The sequence below is a fragment of the Geodermatophilus sp. SYSU D01119 genome, from assembly GCF_054049975.1.
In genome coordinates this window covers 95378-118067 of sequence record NZ_JBJGYL010000005.1, presented here as the reverse complement: position 1 = coordinate 118067, position 22690 = coordinate 95378, and the positions used below count along the sequence as shown (strand labels likewise).

General features: G+C 76.0%; 22 protein-coding genes. 11 read left to right on the top strand and 11 right to left on the bottom strand.

The genetic code is table 11. The annotated features are described in order from the left end of the window. Positions 1-13: 13 nt before the first annotated feature. From pcaC to pcaH, 5 genes are read right to left on the bottom strand one after another with little or no spacing between them, the layout of a single operon-like run. Positions 14-448: a 4-carboxymuconolactone decarboxylase gene (pcaC, locus tag ACI79X_RS05400; protein ID WP_457024395.1), complete on the bottom strand. Its 435-nt coding sequence runs from the start codon at positions 446-448 to the stop codon at positions 14-16. Beyond that, complete coding sequence (gene pcaD / locus ACI79X_RS05395; RefSeq protein WP_457024394.1) at positions 445-1224, bottom strand: 3-oxoadipate enol-lactonase; 780 nt, start codon at positions 1222-1224, stop codon at positions 445-447. Before pcaD ends, pcaC begins: the two co-directional genes overlap by 4 nt. Then, positions 1221-2552 carry a 3-carboxy-cis,cis-muconate cycloisomerase gene (pcaB, locus tag ACI79X_RS05390; protein ID WP_457024393.1) on the bottom strand — a complete coding sequence of 444 codons (1332 nt, stop codon included), beginning with the start codon at positions 2550-2552 and terminating at the stop codon, positions 1221-1223. The genes pcaD and pcaB overlap by 4 nt, the downstream gene beginning before the upstream one ends. Positions 2553-2588: 36 nt before the next feature. Next, entirely contained in the window at positions 2589-3254 is a 666-nt protein-coding gene (gene pcaG / locus ACI79X_RS05385) for a protocatechuate 3,4-dioxygenase subunit alpha (RefSeq protein WP_457024392.1), read from the bottom strand. Further along, positions 3251-3997: a protocatechuate 3,4-dioxygenase subunit beta gene (pcaH, locus tag ACI79X_RS05380; RefSeq protein WP_457024391.1), complete on the bottom strand. Its 747-nt coding sequence runs from the start codon at positions 3995-3997 to the stop codon at positions 3251-3253. The genes pcaG and pcaH overlap by 4 nt, the downstream gene beginning before the upstream one ends. 69 nt (positions 3998-4066) lie before the next feature. On the opposite strand from pcaH, the gene ACI79X_RS05375 reads away from it, so the two are divergent. After that, positions 4067-4843 (top strand): IclR family transcriptional regulator, encoded by a 777-nt coding sequence (locus tag ACI79X_RS05375; RefSeq protein ID WP_457024390.1) that lies wholly within the window; start codon positions 4067-4069, stop codon positions 4841-4843. Between the two features lie 50 nt (positions 4844-4893). Next, entirely contained in the window at positions 4894-6060 is a 1167-nt protein-coding gene (locus ACI79X_RS05370) for a 4-hydroxybenzoate 3-monooxygenase (protein WP_457024389.1), read from the top strand. Here ACI79X_RS05370 and ACI79X_RS05365 read toward each other — a convergent pair. From ACI79X_RS05365 to ACI79X_RS05350, 4 genes are all read right to left on the bottom strand, one after another. Further along, positions 6057-6893, bottom strand: coding sequence for a hypothetical protein (locus tag ACI79X_RS05365; protein ID WP_457024388.1), 837 nt, complete (start codon positions 6891-6893; stop codon positions 6057-6059). The genes ACI79X_RS05370 and ACI79X_RS05365 overlap by 4 nt on opposite strands. 56 nt (positions 6894-6949) lie before the next feature. Continuing rightward, positions 6950-8434, bottom strand: a complete 1485-nt coding sequence (locus ACI79X_RS05360) for a mannitol dehydrogenase family protein (RefSeq protein ID WP_457024387.1) — start codon at positions 8432-8434, stop codon at positions 6950-6952. A gap of 32 nt (positions 8435-8466) precedes the next feature. Further along, positions 8467-9408 carry a ribonuclease Z gene (locus ACI79X_RS05355; RefSeq protein WP_457024386.1) on the bottom strand — a complete coding sequence of 314 codons (942 nt, stop codon included), beginning with the start codon at positions 9406-9408 and terminating at the stop codon, positions 8467-8469. Between the two features lie 70 nt (positions 9409-9478). Continuing rightward, positions 9479-9868, bottom strand: a complete 390-nt coding sequence (locus tag ACI79X_RS05350; protein WP_457024385.1) for a TFIIB-type zinc ribbon-containing protein — start codon at positions 9866-9868, stop codon at positions 9479-9481. A 63-nt stretch (positions 9869-9931) separates the two neighbouring features. Between ACI79X_RS05350 and ACI79X_RS05345 the strand changes: the two genes are divergently transcribed. Next, positions 9932-11014: a DUF3616 domain-containing protein gene (locus tag ACI79X_RS05345; protein WP_457024384.1), complete on the top strand. Its 1083-nt coding sequence runs from the start codon at positions 9932-9934 to the stop codon at positions 11012-11014. Positions 11015-11021: 7 nt separating this feature from the next. On the opposite strand, the gene ACI79X_RS05340 is transcribed toward ACI79X_RS05345, so the two are convergent. Further along, positions 11022-12182 carry an MFS transporter gene (locus ACI79X_RS05340; RefSeq protein ID WP_457024383.1) on the bottom strand — a complete coding sequence of 387 codons (1161 nt, stop codon included), beginning with the start codon at positions 12180-12182 and terminating at the stop codon, positions 11022-11024. A gap of 131 nt (positions 12183-12313) precedes the next feature. Between ACI79X_RS05340 and ACI79X_RS05335 the strand changes: the two genes are divergently transcribed. From ACI79X_RS05335 to ACI79X_RS05300, 8 genes are all read left to right on the top strand, one after another. Next, positions 12314-13972 carry a carboxylesterase/lipase family protein gene (locus ACI79X_RS05335; RefSeq protein WP_457024382.1) on the top strand — a complete coding sequence of 553 codons (1659 nt, stop codon included), beginning with the start codon at positions 12314-12316 and terminating at the stop codon, positions 13970-13972. A 170-nt stretch (positions 13973-14142) separates the two neighbouring features. Continuing rightward, positions 14143-15318: an acyl-CoA dehydrogenase family protein gene (locus tag ACI79X_RS05330; RefSeq protein WP_457024381.1), complete on the top strand. Its 1176-nt coding sequence runs from the start codon at positions 14143-14145 to the stop codon at positions 15316-15318. A gap of 7 nt (positions 15319-15325) precedes the next feature. Next, complete coding sequence (locus ACI79X_RS05325; protein WP_457024380.1) at positions 15326-16477, top strand: acyl-CoA dehydrogenase family protein; 1152 nt, start codon at positions 15326-15328, stop codon at positions 16475-16477. A gap of 143 nt (positions 16478-16620) precedes the next feature. Further along, entirely contained in the window at positions 16621-17853 is a 1233-nt protein-coding gene (locus tag ACI79X_RS05320; RefSeq protein ID WP_457024379.1) for a serine hydrolase domain-containing protein, read from the top strand. Between the two features lie 156 nt (positions 17854-18009). Next, the gene (locus tag ACI79X_RS05315) at positions 18010-19563 is read left to right on the top strand and encodes a Re/Si-specific NAD(P)(+) transhydrogenase subunit alpha (RefSeq protein ID WP_457024378.1); all 1554 of its coding nucleotides are present in this window, start codon (positions 18010-18012) and stop codon (positions 19561-19563) included. A gap of 3 nt (positions 19564-19566) precedes the next feature. Further along, entirely contained in the window at positions 19567-20973 is a 1407-nt protein-coding gene (gene pntB / locus ACI79X_RS05310) for a Re/Si-specific NAD(P)(+) transhydrogenase subunit beta (protein ID WP_457024377.1), read from the top strand. A 10-nt stretch (positions 20974-20983) separates the two neighbouring features. Next, positions 20984-21379: a hypothetical protein gene (locus ACI79X_RS05305; protein ID WP_457024376.1), complete on the top strand. Its 396-nt coding sequence runs from the start codon at positions 20984-20986 to the stop codon at positions 21377-21379. Between the two features lie 38 nt (positions 21380-21417). Then, positions 21418-21852, top strand: a complete 435-nt coding sequence (locus tag ACI79X_RS05300; RefSeq protein WP_457024375.1) for a hypothetical protein — start codon at positions 21418-21420, stop codon at positions 21850-21852. Here ACI79X_RS05300 and ACI79X_RS05295 read toward each other — a convergent pair. Next, complete coding sequence (locus tag ACI79X_RS05295; protein WP_457024374.1) at positions 21797-22681, bottom strand: pentapeptide repeat-containing protein; 885 nt, start codon at positions 22679-22681, stop codon at positions 21797-21799. The two genes, ACI79X_RS05300 and ACI79X_RS05295, sit on opposite strands and share 56 nt — an antisense overlap. Between the last annotated feature and the right edge of the window lie 9 nt (positions 22682-22690).

The window sequence follows — 22690 nt, the reverse complement described above, 5'->3', positions numbered from 1 at the left end:
GGCCGACCCGGCGTCAGCCCTCGCGCATCTCCGCGAGCACGCCCGCCGCCACCTTGAACGCGTGGTTGGCCGCCGGCACCCCCGCGTAGATCGCCGCGTGCTGCACGACCTCGGCGATCTCGTCGTCGCCCAGCCCGTTGTGCACCGCCGCCCGGACGTGCAGCGCGAACTCGTCCCAGTGCCGCAGCGCGATGCAGATCGACAGCGTGGCGATGCTGCGCTCGCGGCGCGCCAGGCCCGGCCGCTGCCAGACGTCGCCCCACGCCACCCGGGTGATGAAGTCCTGGAAGCCCGCGGTGAACGGCGTCGTGTTCGCCACCGCGCGGTCCACCCAGGCGTCGCCGAGCACCTCCCGCCGCGTGCGCATCCCCGCCTCGCGGCGGGCGTCGTCGGAGTCGAGCCCGTCCGTCGCGAGACCATCCGTCGGGCGGTCCTCGGAGGCGCTCACGCGTGGCCTCCCGCGGCATCCAGGTGCGCCAGCACCGCCCCGGTGACCTCCAGCGGCTGCTCGAGGTTGGGCAGGTGCGCCCCCGGGCTGATCGTCAGCAGCGTCGAGCCGGCGATCCCCTCGACGATCGCCTGCTGGTGCGGCGGCGGCAGCGCCGGGTCGTCGGCGCCGGACACCACGAGCGTCGGCGCGGTGATCCGGGCGAGGTCCTCGCGGGCGTCGAAGTGCCCGACCGCCTCGCAGCAGTCGGCGTACCCCCCGTCGTCCGCCCCGGCGATCATCGCCTCCAGCCGCGCGACCAGGTCGGGGTGCTCCGCGGCGTACCCCGGGGTCAGCCAGCGGCCCACGATCGCCGGCGCGAGCGGCGCCGTCCCGCCGGAGCGGGCCTGCACCGCCCGGTCGAGGAAGCCCTGCGGGTCCGGCTTCGCCGACGTCGCCACGAGCACCAGCCGGTCCACCCGGGCGGGCTCGCGCGCGGCCAGCCGCATCGCCGTCATCCCGCCCAGCGACAGCCCGACCACGTGCGCCCGGCGCGCGCCGACCCGGTCGAGCAGCGCGACGAGGTCGTCGACCAGGTCGTCCACCGTGCACGGCCCCGCCGGGGCCGGTGACTCCCCGTGCCCGCGGGTGTCGTAGGTGACGACGCGGTAGCGCTCGGCCAGCGCCGGCACCTGCGGGTCCCACATGCCGCGGGTGGCGCCCAGCGAGTTGGACAGGACGACGACCGGCGCGTCGGCCGGCCCGTCCTCCGTGTAGGACACCTCGACGGCGGTCATCCGCGCTCTCCCTCGGTCAGTCGGTCGTGCTCGGCCAGCGCCGCGTCCACCTGCGCGCCGGCCTCCCCCACGTCCGGCGCGGCCGCGGTCAGCACCGCGGCCGCGTCGACGTCGTCGCGCGCGGCCACCACCTCGGCGAGCGTCCGGCCGGTCTCCCGCGCCGTGCGCGCGGCCTCCGCGGCCGCGTCGTGCGCCGCGCCGCGGCCCAGCGACGGCGTCAGCGCCTCGGCCAGCGCGCCGGCCAGCGACCCCTCCGCCGCGGCGGCCACCGTGGCGGCCATCCGGGCGGGGTCCGGCCGCAGCCCGCGCAGGCTCTCGGCCAGCCACGAGGCCGCCGAGCCCACCGTGACCAGCAGGTCGGTCAGCGTGGGCCACTCCGAGTGCCAGGCACCCGCGGCCCGCTCGTGCTCCTGCTCCATCGCGCCGAGCAGCGTGGCCACCAGGCCGGGCGCCCGCCGCGCGCACGCCCGCGCCGACACCGCCGCCACCGGGTTCTGCTTGTGCGGCATGGCCGACGACCCGCCCCGCCCCTCGCCCAACTCGGCGGCCTCGGCCACCTCCGACTGGGCGAGCAGCACGACGTCGAGCGCCACCGTCGACACCACCCCGGCCGCGGCGCCGAGCGCCCCGGCGAGGTCGGCCACCGGCAGCCGCACGGTGAACCAGGGGACGGCGGTGGTCACGAGCCCCAGCTCGGCGGCCAGCGCCTCCCGGACGACGACGCCCGCGCCCGACGACGCCGCCAGCGTGCCCACCGCTCCGCCGTACTGCACCGGCAGCCCGGCCACCACCTCCGCCAGCCGCAGCCGGGCCCCGTCGAGGCCGGCCAGCCAGGTGGCGGCCTTGAGCCCGAACGTGGTGGGCAGCGCCTGCTGCATGAGCGTGCGGCCCATGACGACGTCGTCGCGGTGCGCCCGCGCCAGCCCGGCGCAGAGCTCCGCCGCCGCGGCCAGGTCGGCGTCGAGCGCCGCGACCGCCGAGCGCGCGAGCAGCAGCAGCGCGGTGTCGAGCACGTCCTGGCTGGTGGCGCCCACGTGCACGGCGACGGCGTCGCGCTCGCCCACCGCGTCCTGCAGCGCGCGCACCAGCGGCGGCACCGGGTTGCCGGCGTCGGCGGCGCGGGCGACGACGCGGGCCAGGTCCAGCCGCGACGGGTCGGCGCACGCCGCCGTCACCGCCTCGGCGGCGGTGGCGGGCACGACGCCCGCCGACGCCGCGGCCCGGGCCAGCGCGGCCTCCACCTGCAACAGCGCGCGGAACCAGGCGTCGTCGGAGACGGCCGCCGCCGCACCGCCCCGGGCGAACGTGCCGGCGAACAGACCTGTCACGGCTCTCTTCCTACCGGCGGCGGGTCGGGCGCGCGCTCAGACGGCGAAGAAGACCGTCTCGCCCTCGCCCTGCAGGCGGATGTCGAGGCGGTAGCCGTCGTCGGTGGGCGTGGCCAGCAGGGTGGCCCGCTGGTCGTCGGTCAGCCCGCGCAGGACGACGTCCTCGGCGTTGGCGTCGGCCTCGTCGGAGAAGTAGATGCGGGTGACCACGCGGTCGAGCAGGCCGCGGGCGAACACCGAGACGTCGACGTGCGGCGCCTGCAGCCCGCCCTCGCCGTCGGGCACCCGGCCCGGCTTGAGCGTGAAGACGGCGAACCCGCCCGACAGCGTCGCGGCGCGCGCGTACCCGCGGAACCCCGGGTAGGACGACGCCCCCCGCGGGTCCTCGGGCGAGGCGAAGCGGCCGTCGGGGTCAGCCTGCCAGGTCTCCACCATCGCGTCGGGGACGACGTCCCCGTTGCCGTCGAGCACCCGGCCGCGGATCCAGAAGCCGCCCTCGGTGCCCTCGGCGGCGGCCCACACGCCGTCGGGCCAGGTCAGCCCGATCGCCAGGTAGGGGCCGACGGTCGCGCTGGGGGTGGTCCCCAGCCGGAGCGGGCCGTCGAGGAAGCCGCTGCCCCGCCGGCCGGAGCGCGGCTGGAACGGCTCGGCCGGGTCCGGCGGGACGTCGAGCGGGTCGGGGTGTCCGAGGTGCGCCGTCACGCCACGTCTCCGTCGTCGTCGGTCTCGAAGGGGGTCTGGTCCGTGCCGCGCAGCACGATGTCCCACTCGAAGGCGAGCGCCCAGTTGTCCTGGGTGCGCTCGAGGGAGAAGCGGCTGATGGCCCGGTGCCGGGCGGCCGCCGGGATGGCGTTGAAGATGGGGTCCTGGCCGAACAGCGGGTCGTCCGGGAAGTACATCTGGGTGACCAGGCGCTGGGTGAACGCGCGGCCGAACAGCGAGAAGTGGATGTGCGCCGGCCGCCAGGCGTTGTGGTGGTTCCCCCACGGGTAGGCCCCGGGCTTGATCGTGAGGAACTCGTAGCGGCCCAGGCTGTCGGTGACGACCCGGCCGAGCCCGTCGAAGTGCGGGTCCAGCGGGGCCGGCCAGTTGTCGACGACGTGCCGGTAGCGGCCCGAGGCGTTGGCCTGCCACACCTCCACCAGCGCCCCCGGCACCGGGCTGCCGCCGCTGTCGAGCACCCGCCCGTGCACGAGGATCCGCTGGCCGACCGCCTCGCCGCCGTTGCGCCACGTGAGGTCGGCGTCGGTGGGCAGCACGCGGTCCTCGCCGAGCACCGGCCCGGTGACCTCGGTGAGCCGGTGCGGCAGGTCGACCGGCGTCCGCAGCGGCGCCCGCAGCCCGGTGCTCCGGTACTCCGGGAAGCCGACGGGGGTCCGCGTGGCGTCGGGTTCGCGGAGGTAGCGCGGGAGCAGCAGCCTGCCCTCGGACGTGGTCCCGGTCATACCGGGCAACGTACGTCCGGCCGCGTACCCTCCCAAGCCGGGCTTTCCACTGGGAGGAAGGGGGCGACGATGGCCGGTGGCAGCGCCGCTCCCGGGCGATCGGTGACCTCGCGCGCGCTGGCGATCCTGGACGCCTTCGACGCCTCGGCGCCCCGCCTGTCGCTCAGCGAGATCGCCGAGCGCTCGGGCACCCCGCTGACGACGGCGCACCGGCTGCTCGCCGAGCTCACCGGGTGGGGCGCCCTGGCCCGCCGCGCCGACGGACGCTACGAGATCGGCCGCAAGCTCTGGGACCTCGGCCTGCTCGCGCCCGTCCAGCTCGAGCTCCGGCAGGTGGCGGCACCGTTCCTGCTCGACGTGCACACCGCCACCCGCGACACGGTGCACCTCGCCGTCCGCGACGGGACGTGCGCGCTCTACGTCGAGCGGATCTCCGGCCGCGAGTCGGTGCCGGTGGTCAGCCAGGTGGGCAGCCGGCTGCCGCTGCACGCCACCGGCGTCGGCAAGGTGCTGCTCGCCTCCGCGCCCGACGAGGTCGTCGACGAGGCGCTCGCCGCGCCCTCCCGAGCCACCCGGCACACCGTCGTCGACCCCGCCCGGCTGCGCCGCGAGCTCACCGAGGTCCGCCGCCGCGGGTGGGCGCGCACCGCGGAGGAGATGTCGCTGGGCACGCTGTCAGTGGCGGTGCCGGTGCGCGTCGAGCGCGCGGGCGGCACCGTCGTCGCCGCGGCGCTGGGCATCGTCGTCCCCAGCCACCGGCGCGACCTCCCCCGGCTGGTGCCGGTGCTGGAGGTCGCCGCCCGCGGCATCGGACGGGCGCTGGCCACCACGCCGGTCTTCCGCTGAGCGGGAGGACGAGGTGTCCACCGGCTCGTAGCCCGGGTCACACTCGGGCCATGCGCACCCAGGTGGGGATCATCGGCGCCGGCCCGGCCGGCCTGCTGCTGTCGCGGCTGCTCGCCCTGCAGGGCATCGACTCGGTGGTGCTGGAGAACCGGTCCCGCGAGTACGTCGAGGCCCGCATCCGCGCCGGCATCCTCGAGCAGGGCACCGTCGACGTCCTGACCGAGGCCGGCATGGGTGACCGGCTGCACCGCGAGGGCCTCGAGCACCGCGGCATCCACCTGCAGTACCCCGGCGTGCGGCACACCCTCGGCTTCCCCGAGCTGTGCGGTCGCCGGGTGTGGGTCTACGGGCAGACCGAGGTGGTCAAGGACCTCGTCGCCGCCCAGCTCGCCGGCGGCCCGCCGCTGCACTTCGACGTCTCCGACGTCGCGATCGAGGACGTCGACACCGACAGCCCGCGCATCCGCTTCACCGACGCCGACGGCACCCCGCAGGTGCTCGAGTGCGACGTCGTCGCCGGCACCGACGGCTTCCACGGCCCCTCGCGCGCCGTCGTCGCCGGGGGCACCTCGCAGCAGCTGTGGGAGCGCACCTACCCCTACGCGTGGCTGGGCATCCTGGCCGAGGCCGCCCCGGCCACCGACGAGCTCATCTACGCCTGGCACCCCGACGGGTTCGCGCTGTACTCGATGCGCTCGCCGTCGGTGTCGCGGCTGTACCTGCAGGTCGACCCGTCGGAGGAGATCGGGGACTGGTCCGACGACCGCATCTGGGAGGGCCTGGCCACCCGCTTCGCGCTCGACGGCTGGGAGATCAACACCGGCCCGGTGCTCGAGAAGTCGATCCTGCCGATGCGCTCCTTCGTCAGCGCGCCGATGCGCCGCGGCCGGCTGTTCCTCGCCGGCGACGCCGCGCACATCGTGCCGCCCACCGGCGCCAAGGGCCTCAACCTCGCCGTCGCCGACGTCGTCCTGCTCTCCCGGGCGCTCGTGCGGCTGCTGCAGGAGAAGGAGACCGACCTCGCCGACGCCTACTCCGACACCGCGCTGCGGCGGGTCTGGCGGGCCACCCACTTCTCCTGGTGGATGACCTCGATGCTGCACACCACCGGCGACCCGTTCGACGCCGAGCTGCAGCTGTCGCAGCTGCGGCGGGTGTGCTCGTCGGAGGCCGCGGCGCGCGAGCTGGCCGAGAACTACACCGGCCTGCCGTACTAGAGGAGCTCGCGCACCCGGTCGGCGGTGCCCGGCGCCAGGGGCAGGTGCGGCAGCACGCCGGTCACCTCCTCGGGCTCCAGGCCCTGCCCGGCCAGCGCGGCGACCAGCCGGCCGGCCTCGGCCGGCGGCACCGGCGAGGGCAGCCCGGCCTCCCGGACGGCGGCCAGCGCGAGGAACAGCGCGCCGGACAGGTCCTCGTCGGGTCCCGGCTCGGCGGGCGCGGGCGCGGCCGCCGCGCGGGTGACCGCCTCCGCGGCGCGCACGAGCGACAGCGGCAGCCCCTCGGCCTCCACCTCCAGCAGCGGGGTGCCGCCGAGTGCCGCGAGCACCAGGTGCTCGGCCTCGGTGCGCAGCGGCTGCTCCCACTCCATGGCGCGGACGACGTCGGCCGGGTCGACCTCGGCGGGGTCCTCGCCGAGGTCGTCGAGCAGGTCGGCCCACCGCGCCGGGCGGGTGCGGCGGGCGCGCTCCGCGGCGAGCACGCAGGTCTCGTGCACGAACGGCTCGATCACCTCGCGGTCGAACCGGTCGGCGAACACGGTGCCGTCGGCGTCGACGGCGTTGAGCGCGTCCTGGAAGCTGCCGGGCCGGGCGTCGCCGAGCTCGATGCGGCCGTCCTCCTCCCCGGACAGCGGCTGACCGGTGGCGGCGCGGTCGCCGATCGTGGAGCCGGTGGCCACCAGCCGCCCGCGCAGCCGGGTGTGGTGCGGCCGGTCGGACAGGCCCACCGTCCAGGCGCAGGCCTCGGCGATGAGCGCCGCGCGCCGCTCGCGGAGGACCTCGCGGCCGAGCAGGCCGAACCAGTCGGGTGCGAACCCCGTGCCGTCGAACACCCCTCCCGTTCTACCCGGCCCGCTCCGCCCCGGCCCGGCGCCGCCGGGGGCCGCTCCTACCCGGCCCGGCGCCGCCGGGGGCCGCGCACGAGGTCCTCGACGGTCGCCCGGGCGCCCCGCTCGCGCAGCGCGGTCCGGGTCGCCACGAACGGCCCGGCCACCCGCGGGTCGTCGGCCAGGTCGCCGAAGACGTCGCGCTCGCGGAGGAACTCCAGCGGGTCGGCGTCGCGCGCCCGGCGGGTCAAGGCCTCGCCGCGCGGGTCGGACAGCTCGAGGGGCCGGCCGGCGTCGTCGGCGCCCTCGGCGGAACGCGCCCACCCGGCCAGCACCGCCACCGACCGGCGGACGTCCCGGCCGGCCTCCAGGTCCGCGCGGATCACCGGGAGCAGGAACTGCGGGATGCGGTCGGAGGCGTTCTCGCAGATCCGCGCCAGGGTGTCGGCGACGGCGGGGTTGGCGAAGCGGCCCACCAGGTCGGCCTTGTAGCGGCGCAGGTCGATGCCCGGCACCCGCGGCAGCGTCGGGGTGGCCTCCTCGTCGAGGTAGCCGACCAGGAACTCGCGGAACAGCGGGTCCTGGCTGGCCTGGTGCACGTAGCCGTGCCCGGCCAGCCGGCCGAGGTGGGCCAGCACCTGGTGGCCCGCGTTGAGCAGCCGCAGCTTCATGAGCTCGTACGGGCCGACGTCGGCGACCACCTGCACGCCGACGTCCTCCAGCGGCGGGCGGGCGCCCGGGAAGTCCTCCAGCACCCACTGGGTCCACGGCTCGCACACCACCGGCCAGGCGTCCTCGATCCCGGTCGCGGCGGCCAACTGCTCGCGGTCGGCGTCGGTGGTGACCGGGGTGATCCGGTCGACCATCGAGTTCGGGAAGGCCACCTCCGCGGCCACCCACTCCCCCAGCGCCGGGTCGCGCAGCCCGGCGAAGGCGGCGAACGCCTCCCGGGCCAGGTGACCGTTGCCGGGGATGTTGTCGCAGGAGACGACGGCGAACGGCGGGAGCCCGCGCTCGCGCCGGCGCACCAGCGCCTCGGTGACCAGACCGAACGTCGTCCGCGGCGGGGCTCCCGGCCGCAGGTCGGCGACGACCGCGGGCGCCCCGGTGTCGAACCGGCCGGTGTCGTAGGAGGTGTTGTAGCCGCCCTCGGTGACCGTCAGCGACACGATCCGGGTGCCGGGCGCCGCCATCCGCTCCACCACGGCGTCCGGGTCGTCGGGGGCGAGCAGGTACTCGGCGATCGAGCCGACCACCCGCGCCTCGGTGTAGCCGTCGGGGTGCTTGACCACCAGCGTGTAGAGCCGGTCCTGCGCGGCCATCACCTCGGCCATCCGCCGGTCCGACGGCAGCACGCCCACGCCGCAGATGCCCCAGACCGTCTGCCCGGACTCCAGCAGCCGGTCGACGTACATCGCCTGGTGCGAGCGGTGGAAGCCGCCGACGCCGAGGTGCACGATCCCGACGGTCACCTCCGACCGGTCGTAGCGGGGCGTCCACACCGAGGGGCTGAGGTGGGGCAGCGTCGTGGCGTCGAGCCGGGGCATCGGCGGTCCTCCTCGGGTGCGGTGCGCGGGGGCTACCCGTCCGCGGCGCCCTCACCCACCGGGACCCGGGGCGGCACCGGCACCCGCTGCAGGTCCTCGGCGACGACGAGGTCGCCGTCGAACTCGGCACGCGCCTCCTCCGCGAAGGCGCGCGGGTCGGGGTAGCGCTGGGAGAAGTGGCTGAGCACCAGCCGCCGGACGCCCGCGTCGGCCGCCACCCGCGCCGCCTGCCGGGCGGTGAGGTGGCCGTACTGCCGGGCGAGCGCCTCGTCCTCGGCCAGGAAGGTCGACTCGATCACGAGCAGGTCGGCGCCCTCGGCCAGCGCCGCGACGTTGGGGCACATGCGGGTGTCCATGACGAAGGCGAACACCTGCCCGCGCCGCGGCTCGCTCACGTCCTCCAGGCGCACCGTCGTCTCCCCCACCCGCAGGACGCCCTCGCGCTGCAGCCGGCCGACGTCGGGGCCGGCCACCCCGGCGGCGGCCAGCCGGTCGGGCAGCATCCGCCGTCCGTCGGGCTCGACCAGCCGGTAGCCGACCGAGGGCACCGGGTGCTCAAGCCGGCGCGCCTCGATCGTCCCGGCCGGGTCCTCCGCCAGGACGCCGTCGTCGTGCACCGGCTCCTCGCGGATCTCGGCGCGGTCGGCGAACACCGACGCGTGGCGGAGCCGGTCGAACCACTGCTGACCGGACGCCGGGTAGTGCGCGGCGACCGGGTGGGCGACGCCGTCGAGCGACATCCGCTGGACGACGCCGGGCAGGCCGAGGCAGTGGTCGCCGTGGAAGTGGCTGACCAGGATCCGGTGGACGGCGCTGCTCGGCACGCCGGCCAGCAGCATCTGCCGCTGGGTGCCCTCGCCGGGGTCGAAGAGGAAGCCGCGGCCGTCCCACCGCAGCAGGTAGCCGTTGTGGTTGCGGGTGCGGGTGGGCGCCTGGCTCGCGGTGCCGAGCACGACCAGTTCCCGCGCCGCCACGGACGGCACGGTATCCGTCCCTCGGCGGGTCGTGCTCTGCACACCACGGTGGGCAGGGCACGACCGCGCGTCAGCCGAACAGGTCGGAGAGGAACGACTCCTTGCGCTTCTTCCCGTGCGAGCCGTAGGAGCCGTGCGACGACGAGTGGCCCTGCGAGCCGCGCACCGCGCCGAGCACCTCGTTCACCACCGCGCCGAGCCCGGCCCCGCCCGCCGCGGCCGGGTACTGCGCGCCGTGCTGCTGGCCGTACTGCTGCTGGTGCTGGGGCTGCTGCTGCGCCGGCTGGGCGTGCTGGCCGCCGGCCGCGGCGCCGTGCCAGGAGTTCTCCGCGTCGACGAGCCGCTCGAGCTCCCCGCGGTCGAGGAAGATGCCGCGGCACTCGGTGCACTGGTCGACGTGCACGCCGTTGCGCTCGTAGGTGCGCATCGTGCCCTGGCACTTGGGACAGACGAGATCCATGCCGCACGGTACGACGACGGCGAGGCCCCCGGACAGCGCCGGACCGTGCCACAGTGCCCGCCCGTGACGACGACCCGCACGGTGACCCTCCGGTTCGGCTCGGCCTCGCGCCAGAGCCGCACGCACACCAACCTCTCCGCCGTCCGCAGCGACGGGCCGGTCCTCTGGGTGGCCGGCGACGAGACCGCCACGATCGAGCGGCTCGTCGCCGACGACCCCGCCGACCCGACCGCCTACGGCGACCAGACGACCTTCTCCCTCGCCGACCTCGTGCCCCTGCCCGGCGGCACCGGCCCCGACGTGGAGGAGGAGGCCGACATCGAGGGCATCGCCCGCCACGACGGCGCGGTGTGGGCGGTCGGCTCGCACAGCCTGCGCCGCCGCCGGATCCGCGACGAGCACGACGGCGCCAAGGCCCTGCGCCGGCTCGCCACGATCACCGGCCAGCCGCGGCGGCAGATCATCGCCCGCATCCCGGTGGTCGACGTCGACGGGCTGCCCACCCTGGTCAAGGACGACGGCACCCGCAGCGCCGCCGTCTTCGGTGCCCGCGGCAAGGACCTGCGCGACCTGCTGGCCGACGACGAGCACCTCGGCCCGTTCCTCGGCATCCCGAGCAAGGACAACGGCCTCGACGTCGAGGGCATCGCCGTCGCGGGCGAGCGCGTCTACCTCGGCCTGCGCGGGCCGGTGCTGCGCGGCTGGGCCGTGGTGCTGGAGCTGCGGCCCGAGGTCGACGAGCGCGACCCCGCCCGGCTGCGGCTCCGGAAGTTCCCCGACGGCCGCCGCTACCGCAAGCACGTGCTCCGGCTGGCCGGGCTCGGCGTCCGCGACCTGTGCCCGCAGGGCGACGACCTGCTGGTGCTCGCCGGCCCCACGATGGACCTCGACGGCCCGGTGTACGTCTACCGCTGGCACGGCGCGGTGGTGTGCGAGGAGCCGGCCGTCGTCCGCGGCGACCTGCTCACCCGCGAGCTGGTGCTGCCCTTCGGCGACGGCGACGACCACGCCGAGGGCATCGGCCTGCTCGGGACGGGCGGGGACGGCGACGGGGCCGGGCGGCTGCTCGTCGTCTACGACAGCCCGGCGCCCGAGCGGCTCACCGCCGACGGCGGCGTGGTGGCCGACGTCGTGCAGCTGCCCTGACGCCGGTTCAGCCGATCCGCACCGGGCGGGCGGCGGCCACCCCGGCCGCCGCCAGCCCGGCGCCGAGGGCCAGCAGGAGCAGCAGCGGCGCGGTCCACCCGCCGGTGGCCTCCGACAGCGCCCCGACGACGACGGGACCGAGCGCGCCGACGCCGTAGCCCACGAGCTGGCTCATCCCCGACAGCCGGGCGGCCACGCCCGCGTCGGCCGAGCGCAGCACCACCAGGGTCACCGCGAGGGCGATGCCGGCGCCCTGCGCGAGCCCGCCCACCACCGCCCACGCCGGCCAGGCCCCCGGCGCGGCGAGCAGCCCGCCCACCGGCACCACCCACAGCGCGGCGACGCCCAGCGCCAGCCCCGCCTGCCCCCGCGAGCGGGCCAGCACGGCCGGCACGAGCAGGCTGCCGGCGATGCCGAGCACCTGGTAGACCGACGCGGCCAGCGACCCGGTGGCCGCGTCGGTGCCGGCGCGGTCGGCCAGCAGCGTCGGCAGCCACGCGGTGAGCGAGAAGTACAGCGTCGAGTGCAGCGCCTGCACCGCGGTCACCGCCCACGCCACCGGCGAGCGCCACACCGGCGCCAAGCCGCGCGGCGCCGCGGGCGCCGGGGCGGTGGCGTCCGCGCCTCGCGCGGCCCGCGCCCACACCCCGGCCGCGACCAGCGCCAGCACGCCCTCGGCGGCGAGCGCCCCGCGCCAGCCCAGGACGGCGGCCAGCGGTGCGGTCAGCGCGGCACCCGCGGCGGCGCCCGCGACCAGGGCCGCGGTGTAGAGGCCGGTCACCGTGCCCGCGCGCCGGCCGAAGCCGGCCTTCACCACCGCCGGCAGCAGCACGTTGCCCACCGTCATGGCCGCCCCGGCCACGAAGGTGCCCACGAGCAGCACCGGCGGCCCGTCGAGCACCCGCAGCGCCTGGGCGACGGCGAGCAGCAGCAGCGAGCCGAGCACCGCGCGCCCCGCGCCGAGGCGGCGCCCGGCCGCGGCCGACGCCGGCGCGAGCAGCGCGAAGCACAGCACCGGCAGGGTGGTGAGCAGCCCGGCGGCCGCGGCGGACAGGCCGGTGTCGGCGCGGACGTCGTCGAGGACCGGCCCGACGGCGGCGATGGCGGCGCGCAGGTTGAGCGCGGTGAGGAGGACCGCGGCCAGCAGCAGGCGGTTCCCCCCGGGCACCCGGACATCCTGCTCCCGGCGGTACCGGCACCCGGGGGCGGCCGCCGGTCGTGGAACACCTGCGGCTAGTGTCCCACACGTCCGTGGCCCAGCTCACACCGACGTGGCGGGCCGGAACGCTGGAGGTCTCCTTGCCCCTCTCCCTCCCCCGGCGGGCCCGCAGGTCGCTGCTCGCCGCCGTCACCGGCGCCGCGCTCACCGCGGGCGCCCTCGCCACCGCCACCCCCGCCGCGGCCGCACCGGGCGGTCCGCCCGACCGCGCGCCGCTGGTGGTCGAGACCGCCGAGGGGGCCGTCGCGGGCTCCCGTCCCGGCGACTACCGCCTCTTCCAGGGCATCCCCTTCGCCGCCCCGCCGGTCGGCGACCTCCGGTTCCGCCCGCCGCAGCCGGTGCAGCCGTGGGAGGACACGCTCGACGCCACGCAGCCCGGCAGCGCCTGCCCGCAGGTGTCGAGCCTGACCAACCCGACGTCCTCCACCGAGGAGGACTGCCTGTACCTGAACGTCACCACCCCCGCGGGCCTCGACGCCCGCCGCGACCGGCTGCCCGTCATGGTGTGGATCCACGGCGGTTCCTGGCGCACCGGCAGCGGCGACCGCTACGACGCGAGCGAGCTGGCGCTCGAGGGCGACGTCGTCGTCGTGACGGTCAACTACCGGCTCGGCCCGTTCGGCTTCCTCGCCCAGGACGACCTGTCCGCGGCGGTCGGCCCCGAGGGCTCCGGCAGCGCCGGGCTGCTCGACCAGCAGGCCGCGCTGCGGTGGGTGGAGCGCAACGTCGCGGCCTTCGGCGGCGACCCGCGCAACGTGACGATCTTCGGCGAGTCGGCCGGGGCGTCGTCGGTCTGCGCGCAGCTCGCCTCCCCCACGGCCGCCGGGCTGTTCGACAAGGCGATCGCGCAGAGCTACAGCTGCACCACCCGCTACGCCTCCCTCGACGAGGCCGAGACGGTCGGCGAGGGCGTGGCCACGGCCGTCGGCTGCACCGGCGAGGGTGCCGCCGTCGTCGCGTGCCTGCAGCGGGCGCCGGTGGCCGACCTGCTGCGCCGCTGGCCGGCCGGCGGCGGCTCGTTCGTCGTCGGCGGGTCCTCCCTGCCGGTGCAGCCGGCCGACGCGATCACCTCCGGCAACTGGAACCGGGTGCCGGTGATCCACGGCAACCTGCAGGACGAGAACACGCTGTTCACCCCGCTCGGCGTCCCGTCGGCGCAGCTGCCCGCGCTGCTCGACCCGAACTCCTACGACGCCGTGCTGGCGCAGCGCTACGGCGCCCGGGCGGGCGAGGTCGCGGCCCGCTACCCGCTGGCGGAGTACGGCTCGCCGCTGCGGGTGCTCGCCGCGATCGCCAGCGACACCGGCAGCGCGCTGTCGACCTGCGAGCACGTGGACGCCTACGAGGCGCTCGACCAGCGGCCCCGCCGCGACCGCGTCTACGCCTACCAGTTCCGCGACCGGACGGCCGACCCGCTGCTGGACTTCTCGCGCCCGCCGTTCTCCTTCCCGGCGGGGCTCTACGAGGAGGGCGCGCAGCACGCCGGCGAGCTGCCGTTCCTGTTCCCCGGCCTGTTCGGGGACGGCCTGACCGCCGAGCAGCAGGAGCTGTCGACGGCGATGGTCCGGTACTGGACCAACTTCGCCGCCACCGGCAACCCGAACGGCCGCGGCGTGCCGGCCTGGCACCGCTACTCCGACCCGTCCGACGTCCAGGGCCTCGACCTCGCCTCCGCCGGGGGCATCGGGCCGGTCGACGTCGCCGCGGACGCGAACTGCGCGTTCTGGGACACGTTCTGACGCGCTCCGCACCACCCCGGGCCCCGGGCGGCAGCGCCGTCCGGGGCCCGGGCACGTCCACCTCCCCCGGCCCGACGCGCCCGGTACTCCGGATCTACTCCCGAGTAACAGGTGTGGGATCGTCGGGGGACACGTCGAGACGGCGCCGTCGCCGTCAGGAGAGAGGTCCCATGCGGTTGCAGCTTTCCCCGGAGATGGAGGCCTTCCGGGATGAGATGCGCACCTTCTTCACCACGCAGGTGCCGGAGGAGATCCGCGACCAGGTCGCCGCGCGGCGGCACCTGAGCCGCGAGCAGTTCGTCGAGGCCCAGCAGGTCCTCAACGCCGCCGGGCTCGCCGTGCCGCACTGGCCGGTCGAGTGGGGCGGCCGCGACTGGACGCCGCTGCAGCGCCACATCTGGCGCGAGGAGATGCAGCTGGCCAACGTCCCCGAGCCGCTGGCGTTCAACGCCAGCATGATCGGGCCGGTCATCGCCGCCTTCGGCAACCAGGAGCAGAAGGAGCGCTTCCTGGCCAAGACGGCCAACCTCGACATCTGGTGGTGCCAGGGCTTCTCCGAGCCCGACGCCGGCTCCGACCTCGCGTCGCTGCGCACCACCGCCGTCCGCGACGGCGACGACTGGGTGGTCAACGGCCAGAAGACCTGGACCACCCTCGGCCAGCACGCCGACTGGATCTTCTGCCTGGTCCGCACCGACCCGACGGCGGAGAAGAAGCAGCGCGGCATCTCGATGCTGGTCTTCCCGATGGACACCCCCGGCGTCACCCTGCGGCCGATCCAGCTCATCGACGGCGGCCACGAGGTCAACGAGGTCTTCTTCGAGGACGTCCGGGTGCCGGCCGAGAACCTGATCGGCGAGGAGAACCGCGGCTGGGACTACGCCAAGTTCCTCCTCGGCAACGAGCGCGTCGGCATCGCCCGCGTCGGCTCCACCAAGAAGCTGATCGCGCAGGCCAAGGAGTTCGCCCGCGAGATCACCCTCGGCGGCCGCCCGCTGTCGGAGGACCCGCGCACCACCGCCCGCATCGCCGAGCTGGAGAACGAGCTGCTCGCGCTCGAGCTCACCGCGCTGCGCGTGGTCGCCAACTCCGCCGACGGCAAGCCGCACCCGGCGTCGTCGGTGCTCAAGCTGCGCGGCTCGGAGCTGCAGCAGGCGGCCACCGAGCTGATCGTCGACATCGCCGGCCCGCTCTCGCTGGCCTCCTTCGCCGACGGCGGCTCCGCGGTGCCCGACTGGGCCCGGGTGGCGACGCCCGAGTACCTGAACTACCGCAAGGTCTCCATCTACGGAGGCAGCAACGAGGTCCAGCGGACCATCATCGCCGGCACGATCCTGGGGCTGTGAGGTAGCCGTGGACTTCACCTACGACAGCGAGCAGAACGACCTGCGGGAGGCCGTGCGCGGCCTGCTGCAGCGCGCCTACCCCGACACCGAGCGGCGCCGCTCGGTCGTCGGGAACGACCCCGGCTTCGACGAGAAGACGTGGGCGCAGCTGGCCGAGATGGGCGTGCTGGGCCTGCCCTTCGCCGAGGAGGACGGCGGCATGGGCGCCGGCCCGATCGAGGTCGGCATCGTGGCCGAGGAGATCGGCCGGGTGCTGGCGCCCGAGCCCTTCGTCGAGGCCGTGGTCCTGGCCGGCGGCCTGGTGGCCGCCGTCGGCACCGCCGCGCAGCGGACGGCGGTCCTCGGGCCGCTGTCGGAGGGCAGCAGCGTGCTGGCGTTCGCGCACGCCGAGCCCGCCACCCGCTGGAGCCCGTCGGCGTCGGCGGTCACCGCCACGCGGGACGGGGACGGCTGGCGGCTGACCGGCGTCAAGGAGCCCGTCGCGAACGGCGCCCGCGCCGACGTGCTGGTGGTCTCGGCGACCGTCGACGGCGGCACCGCGCTGTTCCTCGTCCCGGGCGACGCCGCGGGCCTGACCCGCACCGGCTACCGCACCCACGACGGCGGCCGCGCGGCCAACGTGACCCTCGACGGCACCCCGGCCGAGCTGCTCGGCGAGGGCACCGCCGACCGCAGCGCCGACGTCGAGCGGGTGCAGGCCCTGGCCCGCATCGCCTACGCCAACGAGTCGGTCGGCGCGATGGAGACCGCGCTGCGGATCACCGCGGAGTACCTCAAGACCCGCAAGCAGTTCGGCGTGACCCTCAACCGGTTCCAGGCGCTGACCTTCCGCGCCGCGGACATGTACGTGTCCGTGGAGCTGGCCCGCAGCACCGCGCTGTGGGCGAGCATGGTGGCCGACGCCGGCGGCGACGTCGTCGCGGCGGGGAACCGGGCCCGGCTGCAGACCAGCCGCGCGGGCCGGCACGTGGGCAAGGAGGCCATCCAGCTGCACGGCGGCATCGGGGTCACCGCGGAGTACAGCGTCGGCCACTACACCAGCCGGCTCACCGCGATCGACCACGTGCTCGGCGACGGCGACTGGGCGGCCGACCGCCTGGCCGCCACGGTCGACGCCTACCCGACGGTCGACCCGCTGGGCGCGCCCTACACCGGATAGGGGCCTCGCTGCCCCCCACCGCTCGCGCACTCGCGGTGGGCCCCTGCAGCGAGGCCGTTCCAGCACCGCACCAGCGGCCGGCGTCCCCCTCCGGGGCGCCGGCCGCTGCCGTTCCCGGCGCCGGGCACCTACTGTGCGCAGCCGTGTCCGCCTGGCTGGTCCTCGTCGCCGTCGCCGCGGTCGCCCTCGGCTGGTGCGCGGCCCGGCTGGTCCGCCGGCGTCGCGGCCGGGTCGCCGCGGGCCTGGTCGCCGTCCTCGTCGGGACGGTGGCGCTCGGCGGCGGGCTGCAGCTGTGGGCGCGCGCCTCGCTCGACTCCTCCGGCGTCGCCCGGGCGCTCGTGTGGATGGACGCCGACGTCGACGACCGGCTGCGCTTCCCGCGGCTGCCCGTCCCGGCCGGCGACGACGTGCTGCCGCTGCGCGAGGGGTCGCTGCCGGCCGGCGTCCTGGACCGCGTGAGCGTGCCCGGCTCGGACGAGGAGGACCTCGACGCGCTCCTGGAGCGGACGGAGTCGACCGCGTTCGTCGTCCTCCGCGGCGACGAGGTGCTGCTCGAGCTCTACGGCGAGGGCCAGTCCCGCGAGTCGCTGCAGACGTCGTTCTCGGTGGCCAAGTCGGTGCTGTCGACGCTGGTGGGCCTCGCGGTCGAGCGGGGGCACATCGGCAGCCTCGACGACCCGGTCACCGAGTACGTGCCCGAGCTGCTCGACCGGGACCCCCGCTTCGCCGAGGTCACCCTGCGGCACCTGGTCACCATGTCCTCGGGCCTGTCCTACGAGGAGCAGGGGCTGCCCTGGAGCGACGACGCGCTCACCTACTACGCCCCCGACCTGCGGGCGCTCGCGCTGACCGCCGAGGTCGAGGAGCTACCCGGGCGCACCTGGCTCTACAACAACTACAACCCGCTGCTCGTCGGGATGGTGCTCGAGCGGGCCGTCGGCGAGCCGGTCGAGGACTTCACCGCCGAGGCGCTGTGGGGGCCGATGGGCGCCGAGGCCGACGCGAGCTGGAGCGCCGACAGCACCGCGTCGGGCTTCCCCAAGATGGAGAGCGGGTTCAACGCCCGCGCCCTCGACTACGCCCGCTTCGGCCTGCTGTTCGCCCGGGAGGGCCGCGCCGGCGACCGGCAGGTGGTGCCCGCGGCGTGGGTGGCCGAAGCGACCGCGCGGGACACCACCGGCGACCCGGCCGAGCACTACCAGTACTGGTGGTGGGTGGACACCGAGCGGGAGGGCCGGTTCTCCGCCCGCGGCAACAAGGGGCAGTTCGTCTACGTCGACCCCGCCACCGACGTCGTGGTGGTGCGCACCGGCCGGGAGGCCGTCCTGGAGGACTGGACGGCCGTCCTGCGCGACGTCGCCGACCGCGTGGGCTGACGCCGGGCGCGGTGCGATCCGCGTCACGAAACGGGGCCGGGTGGCACCGGATGCCGGATCGGCCTGCCACCATGCCTCACCGGGGTCGGGCCGCCCGCCTCCCCGCTGCACCACCCAGTCACGCCGGCAACGGGGCCGGCCCGAACTGACGTTGGAGTGCGCGTGCTCATCGGTGTGCCGGCAGAGACCCGACGGAACGAGACGCGGGTGGCCGCGACGCCCGTGAGCGTCGGGCAGCTGCTCGCCCTCGGCCACGAGGTCCTGGTCCAGTCCGGCGCCGGGGGGCGCGCCGACTTCCCCGACGAGGCCTACGTCGCCGCGGGCGCCCGCATCGGGTCGGCGGCCGAGGCGTGGGGCGCCGACGTCGTCCTGCACGTCAACGCCCCCACCGCCGACGAGGTCGCGCTGCTCCGGCCCGACGCCGTCCTGGTCAGCCTGCTGGCCCCGGCCCTGTCCCCCGACCTGCTCGACGCGCTGGTCGCCCGCGGGGTCACCGCGCTGGCCATGGACGCCGTCCCGCGCATCTCCCGGGCGCAGTCGCTCGACGTGCTGTCCTCGATGGCGAACATCGCCGGCTACCGCGCCGTCGTGGAGGCCGCGCACGCCTTCGGCCGGTTCTTCACCGGCCAGGTCACCGCGGCGGGCAAGGTGCCGCCGGCCAAGGTGTTCGTCGCCGGCGCCGGCGTCGCGGGCCTCGCCGCGATCGGCGCGGCCAGCAGCCTGGGCGCCATCGTGCGGGCCACCGACGTCCGGCCCGAGGTCGCCGAGCAGGTGCGCTCGCTGGGCGGCGAGTACGTCGGCGTCCCGGCCGACGAGGAGGAGCAGGCGGCCGGCGGCGGCACCGGCTACGCGTCCGTGACCTCGGAGAGCTTCAACGCCCGCGCCGCCGTCATGTACGCCGAGCAGGCCCGCGACGTCGACGTGGTCATCACCACCGCGCTCATCCCCGGCCGCCCCGCGCCCCGGCTGCTCACCGAGGACATGGTGGCGAGCATGAAGCCGGGGTCGGTGGTCGTGGACATGGCCGCCGCGCAGGGCGGCAACGTCGCGGGCTCGGTGCCCGACGAGGTGGTGGTGACGCCGAACGGCGTGACGATCATCGGCTACACCGACCTGCCCGCCCGGCTGCCCGCGCAGGCCTCGCAGCTGTTCGCCACGAACCTGGTGAACCTGGTCAAGCTGCTCACCCCGGGCGGGGACGGGCGGCTGGTCCTCGACCTCGACGACGTCGTGGTGCGCGGCATGACCGTGGCCCGGGCCGGCGAGAAGCTGTGGCCCCCGCCGCCGGTGCAGGTCTCCGCGGCGCCCGCCGCGGCCGCCGCGCCACCACCGGCGCCGCTGCCACCACCGGCCGCGAAGGCCCCCGCGCCGCAGCGGCGGGCCGCGCTGGTCGGGCTCGGCGCCGCGCTGCTGTTCCTGCTGGCCGCCTTCTCCCCCGACCAGCTCATCGGCAACCTGACGGTGTTCGCCCTGTCGGTGGTCGTCGGGTTCTACGTCATCGGGCACGTGCACCACGCGCTGCACACCCCGCTGATGAGCGTCACCAACGCGATCTCCGGGATCATCGTGGTCGGCGCCGTCCTGCAGCTCGGGCACGTCAGCACGGTCGTCACCGTGCTCGCCTTCCTCGCCGTGCTGCTGGCGAGCATCAACGTCTTCGGTGGCTTCGCGGTGACCCGCCGCATGCTCGGCATGTTCCGGAGGGCCTGACCCATGACCGCCACCACCGCGGCCTCGGCCGCCTACATCGTCGCCGGCCTGCTGTTCGTGCTGAGCCTGGCCGGGCTCTCCCGGCACGAGACGGCGAAGGCGGGCAACGCGTACGGCATCGCCGGCATGGCGATCGCGCTGGTCGCCACGATCGGGCTGGCCTGGCGCAACGGCGACGCGCTCGCCGTCGGGCTGATCGTCGTCGCGATGGCCCTGGGTGCTGCCATCGGCATCTGGCGGGCGCGCATCGTCGAGATGACCGGCATGCCCGAGCTCATCGCGCTGCTGCACAGCTTCGTCGGCCTGGCCGCGGTGCTCGTCGGCTGGAACGGCTACCTGTCGGTGGAGGGGGCCCCGGCCGGGGAGGCCGAGGAGCTCGGGCTGCCGGTCGGCATCCACTCGGCCGAGGTGGCGATCGGCGTCTTCATCGGCGCGGTCACCTTCACCGGCTCGATCGTCGCGTTCCTCAAGCTGTCGGGGCGGATCCGGAGCAACCCGCTGGTCCTGCCGGGCAAGAACGCGCTCAACGTCAGCGCGCTCGCCGTCTTCGTCGGCCTGACCGTCGTCTTCGTCCTCTCCCCCGGCCTCGGCGTGCTGTCGGCGCTCACCGTGCTGGCGCTCGGGCTGGGCTGGCACCTGGTCGCCTCGATCGGCGGCGGCGACATGCCCGTCGTCGTCTCGATGCTCAACAGCTACTCGGGCTGGGCGGCCGCGGCGTCGGGCTTCCTGCTCGACAACGACCTGCTGATCATCACCGGCGCGCTGGTCGGCTCCTCGGGTGCCTACCTCAGCTACATCATGTGCCAGGCGATGAACCGCTCGTTCCTGTCGGTCATCGCCGGCGGCTTCGGCAACGAGGGCAGCACCGCGGCGGCCGCCGTCGAGGGCGAGCACACCGAGGTCACCGCCGAGGAGGTCGCGCAGATGCTGCGCGACGCCGACTCCGTCGTCATCACCCCCGGCTACGGCATGGCGGTGGCGCACGCGCAGAACGCCGTCGCCGACCTCACCCGCACCCTCACCGACAAAGGCGTGGAGGTCCGGTTCGGCATCCACCCCGTCGCCGGGCGGCTGCCCGGGCACATGAACGTGCTGCTCGCCGAGGCGAAGGTGCCCTACGACGTCGTCCTGGAGATGGACGAGATCAACGACGACCTCGCGAAGACGTCGGTCGTGCTCGTCATCGGCGCCAACGACACCGTCAACCCCGCGGCGGCCGAGGACCCGGGCAGCCCGATCGCCGGCATGCCCGTGCTGCACGTCTGGGAGGCCGAGCACGTCGTGGTGTTCAAGCGGTCGATGAGCACCGGGTACGCCGGCGTGCAGAACCCCCTGTTCTTCCGCGAGAACACCCGGATGCTGTTCGGCGACGCGCGTGAGCGCGTCGAGGACATCCTGAGGGCTCTCTGAGAGGAGCGGCGTGCACCCCACGACGCAGGCACTGGTCTCACCGGCGTGGCTGATCGGGGGGCTGCGCAACGTCCCCGGCTACCTGGCGACGGCGCAGGGCGGGCTGACCTTCGTCAGCGACACCCCGGTGTTCGACGTCCCGCTGGCGCAGGTGACCGACGTGTCCTGGCCGTGGTGGTGGTTCGGCGGCGGGCTGGTGCTGACGGCGGCCGGTCAGCGGTGGAAGGTCACCTTCGTGCGGCCCAACGGGATGCCTCCGCCGCACCCCTCCATGCTCGAGACCGGCGTCGGGGTGTTCGGGCTGCTCACCGGGACCTGGCACGACATCCACGCGTTGCGGGGGCTGGCCGACGTCCGCAGCGGCCGGGCCGCCGGGAAGCGGTGGCGCGAGGTGCTGCCCGGCTGAGTTGCGGGGCGGACGGCGGGGGCGCGACGGTTGCCGTCGTGGACCCCTTCCGTCTCGGCATGCCGAAGATCCCCGGCCTCACGGAGCTGCTGACGCTCCTGCAGACGCAGACCGAGGCGCTGGCCCAGCTCCCGCGCACCCTGACCGACCTCAACGGCGCGGTCCGCGAGCTGATCACCGCCACCTCCACGGCGACGTCGGCGATCTCCTCGGCGCAGCGCACCGCCGAGCGGCTGGAGGCGCTGGTCGGCGAGCTCGAGGAGCCGGTGCGGGCGCTCAAGCCCGGGCTGGAGCGGGTCGGCCGGGTGCTCGACGACCCCGCCGTCGACGCGGTGCCGGACATCATCCGCACCATCGACGAGGACCTGATGCCGATGATCGCGACGATCCGTCAGGCGCAGACCCGGGTCGCCGGGGTCACCGGCCTGCTGCGCCGCCGCGGCCGCCCCGACGACGAGGACGCGGCGGGCTGACCGCCGCTCCCCAGTGCGGCGGGCGCTCCAGCCCGGCCGGCAGCCGGGTGGCGGCGTCGCCGCGGGCGGCGGCCACCTGGGGCCTCGTGAGGAACAGCGCGCCGGTGAGGTCGGCGCCGCGCAGGTCGGCACCCCGCAGGTCCGCCCCGAGGAGGTCGGCGCCGCGCAGGTCCGCGCCCCGCAGGTCGGCGGCGATCAGGTAGGCGCCGCGCAGACCCGCCCGCCGCAGGTCGGCGTTCCGCAGCGCCGCCCCGACGAGGTCGGCGCCGCGGCGGTCGCGCCCGCCGGGGCGGGCCGCGGCGCTCACCCGGCCGAGCAGCTCGCCGGCCTCCGCGCGGACGGCGGCGGGGTCGACGGCGGCGAGCTCAGCGGGCGTGCCGGCCGCCAGCCGCTCGGTGCGCCCGGACAGCGCGGCGACGTCGGCCCGCAGCGGCGCCGGCAGCGGCAGGGCGGCGGCCTCGGCGAGGTACCAGAGCAGCTCGTGCAGCTGCCGCAGGACGGGGAAGGCGGCGGCCACGCCGGGGTCGGCGGCCGGGCGCTCGGCGGCGACGACCTGCACCAGCCGCTGGCCGGCGCCGAAGCAGTCGAACACCGTGCAGCCGGGGAAGCCGCGCTGCCGCAGGTCGGCGTGGATGCCGCAGCGGGCCGCCCCGACGTCCAGGCCGGTCAGGTGGACGCACGGCTGCCCGGCGGGCTTGTCGACCGCGAAGTCGGCGGAGGCGGCGAAGGCCGGCAGGACGCAGCACAGGCCGGCGCAGGCGGAGCAGTCGGCGCGCAGGTCCCGCCGCCGGTCGGCGGGGGGCGCCGCCGGCGGGGCGGGACGGGTCACCGGCCGAGG